Below are 12689 nucleotides of genomic sequence, written 5' to 3'. Positions count from 1 at the left end.
CCAGGAGTGAGCCAATGCGGGTCTGCGTGTGCACCATCGCACGTCATCCCGAGGACGCCCGGGTCCTGCACCGCCAGATTCGTGCCCTGCTCGACGCGGGGCACGAGGTCACGTACATCGCGCCGTTCCGCGCCTGCAACGTGACGCCCTGGCGGGAGATCACCCCGGTCGACGTGCCTCAGGCGACGGGCCGGCGGCGGCTGTACGCGCTCCGTGCCGCAAAGCGTGCCCTGGCCGAGCACGCCGCGTACGCCGACGTGGTGCTGCTGCACGACCCGGAGTTGCTGATCTCGCTGCCCCGGTCGGTGCGGCGGCGGACGGTGGTCTGGGACGTGCACGAGGACACCACGGTCGCGCTGACCGAACGCGGGCGCCTGCTCCGCCCCGTGCGCCCGCTGCTGCGCCCGTTCGTGCGGCGGCTGGAGGCGCGCAGCGAGCGGCGGCACCGGCTGCTGCTGGCCGAGGAGGGCTACCGCACCCGGTTCGCCAGGCCGCACCCGGTGGTGCCGAACACCGCGTACGTCGCCGCGGAGCCGCCCATGCCGCCGGGCCCCGGCCGCGCGGTCTACGTCGGGCGGCTGTCGGCCGGGCGGGGCGCCCACGAAATGATCGAGCTGGCCCGGTTGCTGGCCGCCGCGGGCGTGATGGTCGAGCTGATCGGCTCCGCCGACCCGCAGGTCCGGCCCGCGCTGCGTGATGCGCAGCGCGAGGGGATCCTGCGCTGGTACGGGTTCGTCCCGAACGACCGGGCCCTCCGCATCGCGGAAGGCGCCACGGCCGGGCTCGCTCTGCTGCACGACGAGCCGGCGGAGGGGCGCCCTGTGCCCGCCAAGGTCATGGAGTACATGGCCCACGGCGTGCCGGTGGTCACGACGCCGCACCCCGCGACGGTGGCTGTGGTGAAGCCCTCCGGCAGCGGGATCGTCGTCCCGTTCGGCGACCCGCGGGCGGCTGCTGACGCGGTGCTCGAACTCTCCAAGGACGTGGACCTCCGCACCGAGATGGGCAAGCGGGCGTACGAGACGGCCCGCGCGCGCTTCCACTGGGCCGTTCACGCCGAGGAGTTCGTCTCCCAACTGGAAGCCTGGGCCGGGCGATCGCCCACCCCGCAACCCGTCTCCACCGAACCGCACGCCGGTTGACGCGCCGCACGAGCCGACGCGGGCCGCACAGGCTGACGCGCACCGGTTTACTGCCGGGGGTTAGGAGCGCTGCCGTCCTGTCTTGTGTGAGGCTGGAGTCCGGCTGACCGGGTAAAACGGGCTGAACGGAGCGCACAAGTGGAGATCTTCACCTCCTGGCGGACGTGGGACGAGGCCCGCGTGGACCTGGCGGAGCTGCCCGTGGACCTGGCCGCCGTCGAAAAGGCGGCGACGGCGGCGCAGCGATGGCACGGCGACCAACTGCGGCCCACGGGCGTGCCGTACGTCGAGCACCTCCTCGAAGCCCTCGAAGTGCTCGTCCGCGGGGCCCAGGTGACCTCCTCCGACCTGCTCGCGGCGGTACTGCTGCACGACGTCGTCGAGGACACGGACGCCACCGTCAGCGAGGTGGAGGCCGAGTTCGGACCGGTCGTCGCCGAGCTGGTCGACTGGGTCACCAAGCCCCCCACGGCGGGCGCGGGGCGGCAGGCCAAGCGCGCGGCCAAGTCGGCGTACCTGCGGCGTCTCGGCGAGGCACCGCGCGAAGCGGTACTGGTCAAGCTGGCAGACCGCGTCAGCAACGTGCAGCGCCTCGACCAGATGCCGCCCGACTTCCAGCGCCGCTACTTCGCCGAGACGGTCACGTACATCCTGCCGCTCGCCGCGACGGATCCCTGGTTCGCGCAGTGGTACGGCGAATGGCGCGAACAGTTCGCCCATTTGCGCTGACCGCCTCTGATCGCCCCTGCCCGTCCCTGAGATGATCGGGACATGGACAGGGAATGGGTGGTCGAGGAGAGCGTGGCCATCAAGGCGGAGCCCTCGACGGTGTACGCGGCGCTCGCGGATCTGCGGCGGATGCGCGAGTGGAGCGAGGAGACGTTCGCCGTGTGGGTGCGCGGGCGTTCCGTCGAGACGGGCACCAAGTTCGTGGGCTTCAACCGGATCAGCTGGCGGCTCTGGTTCACCAACTGCCAGGTCAGCGCCGCCGTTCCGGGAGAGGTCTTCGCGTTCCGGGTGTCGAGCTTCGGCATTCCGGTGGCGATCTGGGGTTACCGGATCGAGGACATCGGCGACGGCTCGACCCGGCTGACCGAGTACTGGGAGGACCTGCGGCGCGACACCCGCGGCGCGGGGTTCGTCTCGCTGCTCGGCAAGGTCTTCACGGGCGTTCCGGCCGAACAGCGCGCCGAGGTCAACCGGGCGGGCATGCGCGCCACGCTGGACCGGCTCAGGACGGCGCTCGAATCACGGTGATCCCGTAGTGACAGGAAAATAAGAACCTGTTCTACTTAGCGGTGTGAGTCATGTGATTCAGGGTGAGCGGGTCACCATGCCCGTCCGGATCCGGGACGCCGCGGTGGCCTCGGCGATGTTCGCCGTGCCCGCGGCCCCGGCGCAGGCCGTCATCGACTACTCCGGCCTGCGGGTGGCCACGCCGATCCCGGGCCGCCGCGCCATCTGCTCGCTGGCCTTCATCCGCTACGCGGACGGCGACCTGGGCCCGTACCACGAGTTCGCGGTGGCGTTCCTCGTACGCTCACCGGACGGCGGGCCCATCGGGGCGTTCATCCACTGGTTGCCGGTCAACCAGGCGTTCACGCTGGACGCGGGCCGGACGATCTGGGGTTTCCCCAAGGAGATCGCCGACATCCCCATGGACCTCACCAGCCGGATCAAACGCTGCGCCGTGCGCCTCGGCGGCCGTACCGCCCTCGAACTGGCCGTGAAGCCCGGCCTGCCGATGCCGGGCGGGGCGGCGGCGCCGAAGGTCGACGCGTACTCCTGCCTGGACGGGGTCACCCGCCGTACACCCTGGACGATGTCACCGTCGGGGGTCCGGCTCCGGCCGGGCGGCGCGAGCCTCAAGCTGGGCGATCATCCCGTGGCCGACGAGCTCCGCGGGCTCGGCCTCCACGGCGCCCGCGCGCTGAGCAGCAGCACGGTCGCCCACCTGGCGATGGAGTTCGCGGACGCGGTGGAGGTGCGGCAATGAAGCGGCAGACGGCACTGGTCACGGGCGCGGGCAGCGGGATGGGGGCGCTCGCGGCGCAGCGGCTGGCCGCCGCGGGCTGGGACGTCGTCGGCGTGGACGTGGACGAGGCGGGTCTCGGCCGCACGGCGGCACGTTCCCCCATCATGCACACGCGGGTGTGCGACGTCGCGGACCCGAAGGCCGTCGAGGCCGTCGTGGCTGAGATCGGCACGCCGCACCGGGTCCTGCACGCGGCCGGCATCGGTCCGCTCGCACCGGCCCTGAAGCAGCCTCTGGACGAGGTCGAACGGGTGATCCGGGTCAACTACCTGGGCACCGTCCACGTCGTACGGGCGGTCCTGCCGGGCATGCTGGCCCGCGGCCAGGGCGAGCTGATCCTTTTCTCCTCGCTCGCGGGATGGCTGACCGCCCCGCTGACGTCGGCGTACGCGGCGGCCAAGTCGGCGGTGAACGCCTACGCCGAGGTACTCGTCCGCGAGCACGGCGACAGCGGCGTGAAGATCCGCTGCGTGTGCCCCGCCCAGGTGGACACCCCGATGCTCCGCCGGATCGTGGAGCGGTACCCGGCGGTCGGCCGGACGCGCATCATCGCGCCCCGGCTGGTCCTGGACGAGATCGACCGCTCGCTGGCCCGTCCCGCCCGCGATCTCTACGTTCTCCCCGGCGGCCGGGCCAAGGCCGCGGTGTTCCTCCAGCGGCACGCCCCCGGGCTCGTCGATCTTGCGCTGCGGCAGGCCACTCGGCCCGGCCGGGGGCTTTCAGGGGACACCCGGACCGGCTAGCAGGCCGCCCGAACCGCATAAGCTGTCTCTTTCGCCCCTCCGTGGGGTACGGGGATGAAACCCCCGAGGAGCACAGTCGCGAGGAGCAGCCTGCATGTCGTCCCTGAGCAGGCCGGCAGCCGTCACGGGCCGGCCGGCCTCAGCCAAGACCACGGTCAAGGACCAAGAGATCGCCGCCGAGCAGCGGTACGTCGACGTGGCGTACGAGCGGCTCGACGAGATGCGCGCGGACGCCCAGGCCATGATCCGCGAGGGCTACCGGCAGTCCCTCGCCGGGACCAAGGGCTCGCTGGTCGACCGGGACGCCATGGTGCACCAGGCCGCGCTGCGCGCCCAGGCGCTGGACATCGCCGATGACGGCCTGGTGTTCGGCCGGCTCGATCTGGCCAGCCGGGAGATCCGCTATATCGGACGCATCGGCGTCCGCACGTCCGAGCACGACTCGCTCGTGATCGACTGGCGTGCCCCCGCCGCCGAGGACTTCTACCGCGCCACCCCCGAGGACCCGCGCGGCGTGGTCCGCCGCCGGGTCCTGCACTCGCGCGGCCACGCGGTCGTCGACCTCGAGGACGATCTGCTCGATCCCGAGGCCGCCGACGGGCTCACGATCGTCGGCGACGGCGCGTTCCTCGCCTCCCTCGCCCGGACGCGCGAGGGCGCGATGCGCGACATCGTGGCCACCATCCAGCGCGAGCAGGACGAGGTGATCCGCGCGCCCGCCGACGGCACGGTGCTCGTCCGCGGCGCTCCCGGCACCGGCAAGACGGCGGTGGCGCTGCACCGCGTCGCCTACCTGCTCTTCCGGCACCGCCGCCGGTTCGGCTCGCGCGGCGTGCTGATCGTCGGGCCCAACTGCCGCTTCACCGCGTACATCGAGCGTGTGCTGCCCTCGCTCGGCGAGGGTTCGGCGAGCCTGCGCTCGCTCGGCGACCTGGTGGACGGCGTGACCGCCACCGGCCACGACTCCCCCGCGCTGGCCCGGCTCAAGGGCGCGGAGACCATGGTGCGGGTGCTGCGCCGCGCCGTCGCCGACCAGGCGCCCGGCGCGCCCGACGAGCTGCGCGTCGTCCACCGGGGCGTCGTCGTACGGCTGGACCGGCAGCGCCTCGACAAGCTGCGCAACGAGGTGCACCGGCGCAGCAGGGGCAGCGTGAACGCCGCGAGGGGCCGGGCCGCCGAGCTGCTGCTGGAGGCCCTGTGGCAGCAGTACACCGACATCGGCGGGCACGAGGAGCCCGCGCCGCCCGGCCAGGAAAACCTCGCGCTCTGGAACGATCTGCTCGCCGCGGACGGCCTCGGTGAGCTGGATGAGTCGGGCGAGGGGACGGGCACAAACGGGAACGGCTCCGGCCCGGCCAAGAAGCCGGAGGGCAAGCAGGGCGAGTTCACCACCCGGGTTCGCGAGCAACGGGCGTTCACCGACTTCCTGATGGCCTGGTGGCCGATCCGGCGCCCGCTCGACGTGCTGGCCGCCCTCGGCGACGAGGACCGGCTGCGCCGCGCCGCCGCGCGCGACCTCGACCGCGACGCCGTGGCCCTGCTGGCGGCCTCATGGGCAGACCCTGAGACGCTCAGCTACCAGGACGTCGCACTCCTCGACGAGCTCGACGCGCTGCTCGGCTCGCCGCCCCGGCCCGCCCGCCGCAAGGCCAAGGCGGCCGAGGACGACCCGTACGTCGTGGACGGCGTCAACATCCTCACCGGCGAGGAGGTCGCGGACGACGACTGGGAGCCGGAGATGCGCGAGCTCACCACCTCGATCGAGCGCCTCGAACGGTCCCGCCGCGTCGATGACGGCGTGGTCGAGGAACGCCCGGAGTACGCGCACATCGTGGTCGACGAGGCACAGGACCTGTCGCCGATGCAGTGGCGCATGCTGGGGCGCCGCGGCCGCCAGGCCAGCTGGACGATCGTCGAGGACCCGGCACAGAGCGCCTGGGAGGACCTCGACGCCGCCCGTACGGCGATGGAGACCGCCCTCGGCACCGACCAGCCCGGCGCCCGCTCGCGCCGCGGCAAGGGACGTTCCCGCAAGCCGTCCACCGTCCAGCGGGCCCGTTACGAGTACGAGCTGACGACCAACTACCGCAACTCGACCGAGATCGCAGCGGTGGCCACGCGCGTGCTCGCGCTGGCGCTGCCCGAGGCCCGCCCGGCCCGCGCGGTGCGCACCTCCGGCATCGACCCGGTCATCCGCGCCGTACCGGAGCCGGAGCTCGCCACGGCGGCCCGCGCGGCCGTCGAGGAGCTCCTCGACCAGGTCGAGGGCACGATCGGGCTGATCGTGCCATTGCCCACGGGCCCGTCCCGTCCGGGGAACGCGCAGGCCGACCTCTTCTCCGTGGACGGTGAGACCAGTGGGGCCTGGAGCCCCGCCGACCGTGATCGGCTCGCCGCCGGACTGCCGGAGCGGGTCCAGGTACTGGACGTACTGGAGGCCAAGGGCCTGGAGTTCGACGCGGCGGTGATCGTCGCGCCCGAGACCGTGGCCGCCCAGTCGCCGCGCGGCCTGCGCGTGCTGTACGTCGCGGTCTCCCGCGCGACGCAACGCCTGACCGTGCTCACCGGCGACCCCACCTGGACCGCGATCTTGACCACCGGCTAGGTAGTGATAAGTCAGATTTTGAGAAGCGTGTCCGCCACCCCGGCGACCGGCGGTTAGGCTGCCAAGAGACCTGACCGCTTTGTGTCCTGACGACCGGAGTTGTATGAGCGGCCGCAATCCCGCCCCGCGGCGCAGTTATGGAGGCCGCACGGCCGAAGAACGCCGTGCCGAGCGGCGGGAACGGCTGCTGTCCGCAGGCCTGGAGCTCTTCGGCACCCAGGGCTACGCCGCGACGTCCATCGAACGGCTCTGCTCGGCCGCGAGCGTGTCCACGCGCAACTTCTACGAGGAGTTCAGCGGCAGGGAGGAGCTGCTCGCGGCGCTCCACCTGCGTCTGAACGAGCGGGCCCACGCCGCACTGAGCGAGGCGTACGCCGCGGCCACGGCGGAAGACCTGCCCACCAGGGTCGAACGCGCGGTGAGCGCGTACGTCGGAGTCACGGCCAGCGACCCGCGCTGGGCCCGGATCAGCTTCGTCGAGGTCATCGGGGTCAGCTCCGAGCTGGAGGCGCTACGGCTGGAATGGCGGGAACGCTGGGCCGACATGATCGTCGCCCTGGCGGACGAGGCGGTCGCGCGCGGCGAGGCCGTCGCCCGCGACTACCGGCTGACCGCGATGGCCATCATCGGCGCGGTCAACAACCTGGTCCACCACTGGTCCTCACGCGGCCAGGACATCCCGCTGGACGAGATCACCGCCGAGCTCACCCACCTGATCCTCGCCGTGGCCACCGCCCCGGAACGTCTGACCTCAAAGGACTAACGCCTGCGGCGGAACGCGTCGAGCCCGCTGGCGGCGGTGTAACGCACCATGCTGCGCAGGGGGCTGCTGCGCGGATCGGGATCCCGGCCACCGGCCATTCGCCACAGCTGTTCGGTGTGCCAGGCGAGCTCGCTCATGCCGTCCAGCCGCCGGATCCCCACCCGCCGGGGCACCACGCCGCTGGTGACTCCGCTGGTCATGCCGTCCCCGTCCAGCAGCCGGGCGGGCAGGTCCGGCTCCAGCGCCATCGGACGGCCCAGGCCGATCAGGTCGACCGCCCCACCACTGATCGCTTCCTCCATGGCCGCCCTTGTCCGGAAGCCCCCGGTGAGCATCAGCGGAACGGACGTCAGGGCACGCACCCGCTGCGCGAAGTCCAGGAAGTAGGCCTCGCGCGCCTGCGTGCTGGCTCGTACGGGACTGGCTTGCACATCGCCGGTGAGCAGCGCGGGCGACTCGTACGTCCCGCCGGAGATCTCCAGCAGATCCACGCCCTCCGCTCCGAGCACTCCGGCCACCTCCAACGACTCCTCCCAGGTCAGACCACCTCGCTGGAAGTCGGCCGAGTTGAGCTTCACCGACAGCGGCACATGGCCGCCCGTCACCGACCGCACAGCCCGCACGACCTCGACGAGGAACCGGCGCCGCCGCTTCGGGTCCCCGCCCCACGCGTCGTCCCGCCGGTTGGTGAGCGGCGACAGGAACTGGCTGATCAGGTAGCCGTGCGCCGCATGGATCTGCACCCCGGTGAAGCCGGCCAGCAATGCGATCCGCGCCGTCGTGGCGAAGCGCGCGACCAGTCCTTCGATCTCCGCGTGCGTGAGCTCGCGCGGCCTCGCGAACGCGCCGCCCAGCCCCCGCACCGCCACCGGCGACGGCGCGACCGGCCGCCGGGACAGATACCTCGGCGACTGCCGCCCGGCATGGTTGATCTGCATCCACACCCCGGCGCCGCCCGCGCCGGCCGACGTGGCCCAGGACCGCAGCGCCGCCAGGTCCCGCTCGTCCTCGACCGACACGTTGAGGGGCTCGCTCAGGGCGGTCCGGTCGATCGCCACGTTGCCCGTCACCAGCAGCGCGGCTCCGGAGTCCGCCCACCGCCCGTACAGCCGGACCAGTTCCATGCCGGGGGCGTTGGCGCGCGTGGCGAGTTGCTCGCTCATCGCCGCCTTCGCCAGCCGGTTTCGCAGCACGGCGCCGCAGGGCAGCTCCAGGGGCTTCGCCAGCACGCTCATCCGTCAAGGATGAGGACCACACGGGCCTCTGGCTTGAACGAACCTGCTATCCGCCGAGGGCTGCCGGGCGGCGCGGTCGCACTGCGCAAGGCCGGACGGCACAGGTGTTAACCAAGCGCTTGCTAACCTGATGGCATGCCGATGTCACCCGTGGAACTCCCTGACCGTTTCGAGATCGGCGAGGTCCTTGCCCGCTACGCGCTCGCGGTGGACTCTGGCCGCTGGGACCTGCTGGACACCGTCTTCACCGCGGACGCCACGCTGGACTACAGCTCGTCCGGCGGCGTGACCGGCTCGCTGGACGAGGCCAAGGCCTTCCTGGCGAAGGTGCTGCCGGCGTGGCCCGGCCGCCAGCACCTCATCGGGGCGACACTGATCGCCTTCGACGGGGACCGCGCCGAGGTCACCGCCTCGTTCACCGACACGCTCGCGCCGAGCCGCGACGCCATCAACGCAGACACCCCGGGCCTCATCCGCGGCGGCGGCTGGTACCACCACAGGATGGTCCGGACGGCGGGCGGCTGGCGCAGCCGCGAGGTCGTCATGGAGCAACTCTGGCGCACCATGCAGTGAGCAGACGGCCATACGCGGGCAGAATGGCCTGGTGAGAGTAGTCGCGATCTCGGACACGCACGCGCCGCGCCACTGGAAGTCCTGCCCGCCTGCGGTCGCTGCGCACCTGCGTGACGCCGACCTGATCCTGCACGCGGGCGACGTCTGCACGGCGGACGTCCTCGACGAACTCTCCGCCTACGCGCCCGTCCACGCGGTGCTGGGCAACAACGACGGCCCGGACGTGTCGGCCTGGGGCGCCCCGGAGACCCTTCAACTGGACCTGGACGGCCTCACGGTCGCGATGATCCACGACAGCGGCCAGGCCAAGGGCCGCACCGGCCGGATGCGACACACGTTCCCGGACGCAGACCTGGTGGTCTTCGGCCACTCCCACATCCCACTGGACGAGACAGGCGACGGCATCCGGGTCTTTAACCCCGGCTCCCCCACCGACCGCCGCCGCCAGCCACACGGCACCATCGGCCTCCTCACGATCGAGAAGGGGCGCCTGCTGAAAGCCGAGATCGTCCCGGTGACCTGAATCGACCTGACGGTTCAGATGATCGGAGGACGGCCGGTGCGGGTCATGCGCCAGGCGGTGCGCCAGGAGATCGGACGGCGCGGACCGGCCGGCTTGCGCCAGCCCTCGACGAAGCCCTTGAACCACGGCTTGAGGGCGCTCGGCTTGCGCTCGCGCAGGAGCGTCATGCCGACCCACACGGCGAGGTAGGTGAACGCCAGGAGCCACGGCAGGTTGCGGCGGGCCAGCCAGACGCGGTTGCGGGCGTTGTAGCGGTAGAACATGTCGTGCCGGGTGGGCAGCACGGCGGGGTGGAACATCACCGCGGACGCGTCGTACACGATCCGGTAGCCGGCGTTGAGCGCCTGCCAAGCCAGATCCGTCTCCTCGTGCGCGTAGAAGAAGTCCTCCGGGAGTCCGCCCGCGGCGTCCCAGGCGGCGCGGCGGACCGCGCAGGCGCCGCCGAGGAAGGTGGTGACGTCGGATGAGCGCTCCGGGTCGCCCGCGCGGAGCCGCGGCACGTGGCGGCGCTCGCCGCGCCCGCCCTCGGGGTCGCGGACACGGAACGAGATGATGCCGAGGCCCGGGTCGGCGGCGAACCGGTCGCGCAGGTAGACGCCCAGCCGCTGCGACCGGTACCAGCCGTCGTCGTCCAGGAAGAGGATCACGTCGCCGCAGGACGCCTCGACACCACGGTTGCGCCCGGCGGGGATGCCCACGTTCTTGGGCAGGTGGACGGTGGTGACACGCTCGTCGTCGAAGGGTGCGACGCCGGCGCGGTCCCCGATGGGATCGACGCCGTTGCCGACCAGGACGACCTCGACGTCGACGTGCTCCTGTTCGAGCGCGCTGCGTACGGCCCTGGCCAGTTCCTCGGGACGGTTACCCATCGTCAGCACGACGACCGACAGCTTCAACGAGACACTCCCTGCCACTCCACGATCATGCACAAGTCTGTCACCTGGAGGACACTTTTGTGCAAGATCGCGTTAGTCGTGCGGTGATCTCCCGTTCATTGACGAGTGATCTCACTTGAGTCTCCGCGACGCCAGGATGCTGACCAGGTGCAGCAGGGTCTGCAGGACGGCGACGGCGGCGACCGCGACCGTCAGCACCCGGATCGCGGCAGGCGTGTCGTTGCCCATCACCGTGTCGAGCGCGGCCGCGGCGACGATCAGCAATGACAGCTCGACCGCGCCGATGATGCGGTGGAAGCGGAGCATGGACGCGGCCTGGCGGGCGAGCGCGATGCCGGTGGAACGGGGACGCAGCGCGCGGTCGCCGCCGACGGGGTCGGCGGGCAGGCCCGACTTGGCCCGCGCCACCACGACGTTGTCGGTCTCGGCCTTGATCAGCGCGGCGCCGAGGGCGGCGAGCAGCCCGAGCTCGACCCAGCCGCCGTTCTCCCAGCCGCCCTGGGCGGCGAAGCCGAGGCCGATGAGCAGTGACACCTCGGAGAGGTAGTGGCCGATGCGGTCGAGATAGACCCCGGCGACCGAGGTCTGCCGGAGATAACGGGCGACCTCGCCGTCCACACAGTCGAGCAGCAGGTAGACCTGGATCAGGAAGGCCCCGCCGAGGGCCGCCCAGAGCGTGGCGGTGCCGGTGACCGGCAGCGACACCACGAAACCCCCCACGATGCCGCTCAGCATCATCAGGTAGGTGAGCTGGTTGGGGCTCAGGCCGAGGCGGAGGAAGATCCAGGCGAAGTACGGGGAGAGGGTCCGCATGTAGAGGCGGCCCGCCCAGTGCTCCTCGTTCCGGCGGTCCTTGAGCCCGGGTGGCTGCCCGTACCGGCGGATGTCGGCGACCTTGGCGCTCCGGCGCGACGGCCGGTGATCCTGGTCGCCGGGCGACCCCTGGCCGGACGGTCCTTGGCCGGCCAATCCCTGGTCGCCGGTTGATCCTTGGCCGGACTGTCCCTGGTCGGGCGGACCCTGGTCGCCGGGCGCACGCGTGTCGGCCATGGGCCGCTCAGCCTCCGTGGACTTGGACAAACTCTTCCACCGCCTTGCGGATCTCTCCCTGGTCCAGGGCGAGATGCTCCAGGATCGTATAGCGGCCCGGCCGGGTCTGCGGGGCGTAATGCACGGCCTCGGTGAACTGCTCGACGGTCAGTCCCACGTCCCCCGGCCCCTTGGGCAGGCCGTGCCGGTCGAGGCAGGCGACGATCTCGGCCAGCCGTTCCGCGCCCACACCGAGGCGGGTGGCGCGCAGGTGGTAGCAGAACGCGGCGCCGATGCCGGCGAGCTCACCGTGGTTGGCGGTGCCCGGGTAGAGCTGGTCGATGGCGTGCAGGATCTCGTGGTCGCCGCCGCTCGCGGGCCGGGAGTCGCCGGCGAACGACATCGCCATGCCCGACAACACCAGGCTCTCGGCCAGCACGGTCAGGAACCGGTCGGACTCGACCGACTCGGGCTGGTGGAGCAGCGCCTCGCCCGCCATCCGCGCGACCGTGAGCGCCATGCGGTCCACCGTCTCACCGACCTCCTCGGAGGCCAGCAGCCAGTCGTCGACCGCGGAGAAGTTGCTCACCACGTCGCCGATGCCCGCGCGCACGAGCCGGACGGGCGCCGCCCGCACGTAGTCAAGGTCGACGATCATGGCGAGCGGCATGACGACGCCGAACGAGCCCTTGCCCTTGTCGTGCGTGAGCGAGGCGACCGGCGAGCAGATGCCGTCGTGCGACAAGTTGGTGGCGACCGAGACCATGGGGATGCCGGACAACGTCGCGGCGTACTTGGTCGCGTCGATCGTCCGCCCGCCGCCGATGCCCACGACCGCCTCGTACGACCCTGCCCGCAGCTTGGACCCCAGGCTGACCGCCGCGTCGACGGTGCCGCCGTCCACGTGGAACACCTCGCAGGCCGCCAGCGACGGCCGCACGTGCTCGGCGATCTGGTCGCCCTGCCCCGGGCCGACCGCGATCGCCACCCGCCCCTCGGTGGCGATCCGCTTGTCGGCCAGCAGCTCGCCGAGGGCCGCGATGGCACCGCGGCGGACATCGATGGACAGCGGCGCGTTGAGCATCCGCGTCAGCAGGGGCATGTGACTTCCTTTTCCGGCGGTCGCAGCGGCCCGCGGGGGCGGT

The 12689-nt window shown here is 71.9% G+C and carries 13 protein-coding genes; 9 read left to right on the top strand and 4 right to left on the bottom strand.

Annotated elements, in window-relative coordinates; all coding sequences use genetic code 11:
- The first annotated feature begins 14 nt into the window (after positions 1-14).
- The 7 genes from ACH34W_RS20450 to ACH34W_RS20420 all read left to right on the top strand — a co-directional run bounded on the left by ACH34W_RS20450 (position 15) and on the right by ACH34W_RS20420 (position 7288).
- The gene (locus ACH34W_RS20450; RefSeq protein ID WP_395962506.1) at positions 15-1142 is read left to right on the top strand and encodes a glycosyltransferase family 4 protein; all 1128 of its coding nucleotides are present in this window, start codon (positions 15-17) and stop codon (positions 1140-1142) included.
- A gap of 138 nt (positions 1143-1280) precedes the next feature.
- Positions 1281-1871: an HD domain-containing protein gene (locus ACH34W_RS20445; protein WP_395962505.1), complete on the top strand. Its 591-nt coding sequence runs from the start codon at positions 1281-1283 to the stop codon at positions 1869-1871.
- 42 nt (positions 1872-1913) lie between these two features.
- Positions 1914-2399, top strand: a complete 486-nt coding sequence (locus ACH34W_RS20440) for an SRPBCC family protein (protein ID WP_395962504.1) — start codon at positions 1914-1916, stop codon at positions 2397-2399.
- 43 nt (positions 2400-2442) lie between these two features.
- Positions 2443-3138, top strand: coding sequence for an acetoacetate decarboxylase family protein (locus tag ACH34W_RS20435; protein ID WP_395962503.1), 696 nt, complete (start codon positions 2443-2445; stop codon positions 3136-3138).
- Positions 3135-3920: an SDR family NAD(P)-dependent oxidoreductase gene (locus ACH34W_RS20430; protein WP_395962502.1), complete on the top strand. Its 786-nt coding sequence runs from the start codon at positions 3135-3137 to the stop codon at positions 3918-3920. Before ACH34W_RS20435 ends, ACH34W_RS20430 begins: the two co-directional genes overlap by 4 nt.
- A gap of 94 nt (positions 3921-4014) precedes the next feature.
- Positions 4015-6525 (top strand): HelD family protein, encoded by a 2511-nt coding sequence (locus ACH34W_RS20425; RefSeq protein ID WP_395962501.1) that lies wholly within the window; start codon positions 4015-4017, stop codon positions 6523-6525.
- Between the two features lie 103 nt (positions 6526-6628).
- Positions 6629-7288 (top strand): TetR/AcrR family transcriptional regulator, encoded by a 660-nt coding sequence (locus ACH34W_RS20420; RefSeq protein ID WP_395962500.1) that lies wholly within the window; start codon positions 6629-6631, stop codon positions 7286-7288.
- Here the strand turns inward: ACH34W_RS20420 and ACH34W_RS20415 are convergent.
- On the bottom strand, positions 7285-8523 hold the full coding sequence (locus ACH34W_RS20415; RefSeq protein WP_395962499.1) for an NADH:flavin oxidoreductase/NADH oxidase family protein: 1239 nt from the start codon (positions 8521-8523) through the stop codon (positions 7285-7287). The genes ACH34W_RS20420 and ACH34W_RS20415 overlap by 4 nt on opposite strands.
- Before the next feature lie 135 nt (positions 8524-8658).
- Here ACH34W_RS20415 and ACH34W_RS20410 point away from each other — a divergent pair, with 135 nt between their 5' ends.
- Together ACH34W_RS20410 and ACH34W_RS20405 are read left to right on the top strand one after the other, a co-directional pair.
- Positions 8659-9096: a nuclear transport factor 2 family protein gene (locus ACH34W_RS20410; protein WP_395962498.1), complete on the top strand. Its 438-nt coding sequence runs from the start codon at positions 8659-8661 to the stop codon at positions 9094-9096.
- A gap of 31 nt (positions 9097-9127) precedes the next feature.
- On the top strand, positions 9128-9619 hold the full coding sequence (locus ACH34W_RS20405) for a metallophosphoesterase family protein (RefSeq protein ID WP_395962497.1): 492 nt from the start codon (positions 9128-9130) through the stop codon (positions 9617-9619).
- A gap of 14 nt (positions 9620-9633) precedes the next feature.
- On the opposite strand, the gene ACH34W_RS20400 is transcribed toward ACH34W_RS20405, so the two are convergent.
- From ACH34W_RS20400 to ACH34W_RS20390, 3 genes are all read right to left on the bottom strand, one after another.
- A complete protein-coding gene (locus ACH34W_RS20400; protein WP_395962496.1) occupies positions 9634-10515 on the bottom strand; it encodes a glycosyltransferase family 2 protein in 882 nt (293 codons plus the stop codon).
- Between the two features lie 111 nt (positions 10516-10626).
- Entirely contained in the window at positions 10627-11565 is a 939-nt protein-coding gene (locus ACH34W_RS20395; protein WP_395962495.1) for a CDP-alcohol phosphatidyltransferase family protein, read from the bottom strand.
- 7 nt (positions 11566-11572) lie between these two features.
- Positions 11573-12646 (bottom strand): iron-containing alcohol dehydrogenase family protein, encoded by a 1074-nt coding sequence (locus ACH34W_RS20390; protein WP_395962494.1) that lies wholly within the window; start codon positions 12644-12646, stop codon positions 11573-11575.
- Positions 12647-12689: the final 43 nt, after the last annotated feature.

Source organism: Actinomadura sp. 6N118, assembly GCF_044326415.1.
In the GTDB taxonomy this organism is placed as follows: Bacteria; Actinomycetota; Actinomycetes; order Streptosporangiales; family Streptosporangiaceae; genus Spirillospora.
Note: the sequence above shows the minus strand (reverse complement) of the source record. Positions and strands in the feature narration are given on the sequence as shown.

What these genes read in the sequence shown, in the direction of transcription:
- ACH34W_RS20450 (WP_395962506.1), top strand. Translation starts at nt 15, where the DNA reads ATGCGGGTCTGCGTGTGCACCATCGCACGTCATCCCGAGGACGCCCGG.
- ACH34W_RS20440 (WP_395962504.1), top strand. Translation starts at nt 1,914, where the DNA reads ATGGACAGGGAATGGGTGGTCGAGGAGAGCGTGGCCATCAAGGCGGAG.
- ACH34W_RS20430 (WP_395962502.1), top strand. Translation starts at nt 3,135, where the DNA reads ATGAAGCGGCAGACGGCACTGGTCACGGGCGCGGGCAGCGGGATGGGG.
- ACH34W_RS20425 (WP_395962501.1), top strand. Translation starts at nt 4,015, where the DNA reads ATGTCGTCCCTGAGCAGGCCGGCAGCCGTCACGGGCCGGCCGGCCTCA.
- ACH34W_RS20420 (WP_395962500.1), top strand. Translation starts at nt 6,629, where the DNA reads ATGAGCGGCCGCAATCCCGCCCCGCGGCGCAGTTATGGAGGCCGCACG.
- ACH34W_RS20415 (WP_395962499.1), bottom strand. Translation starts at nt 8,523, where the DNA reads ATGAGCGTGCTGGCGAAGCCCCTGGAGCTGCCCTGCGGCGCCGTGCTG.
- ACH34W_RS20410 (WP_395962498.1), top strand. Translation starts at nt 8,659, where the DNA reads ATGCCGATGTCACCCGTGGAACTCCCTGACCGTTTCGAGATCGGCGAG.
- ACH34W_RS20395 (WP_395962495.1), bottom strand. Translation starts at nt 11,565, where the DNA reads ATGGCCGACACGCGTGCGCCCGGCGACCAGGGTCCGCCCGACCAGGGA.
- ACH34W_RS20390 (WP_395962494.1), bottom strand. Translation starts at nt 12,646, where the DNA reads ATGCCCCTGCTGACGCGGATGCTCAACGCGCCGCTGTCCATCGATGTC.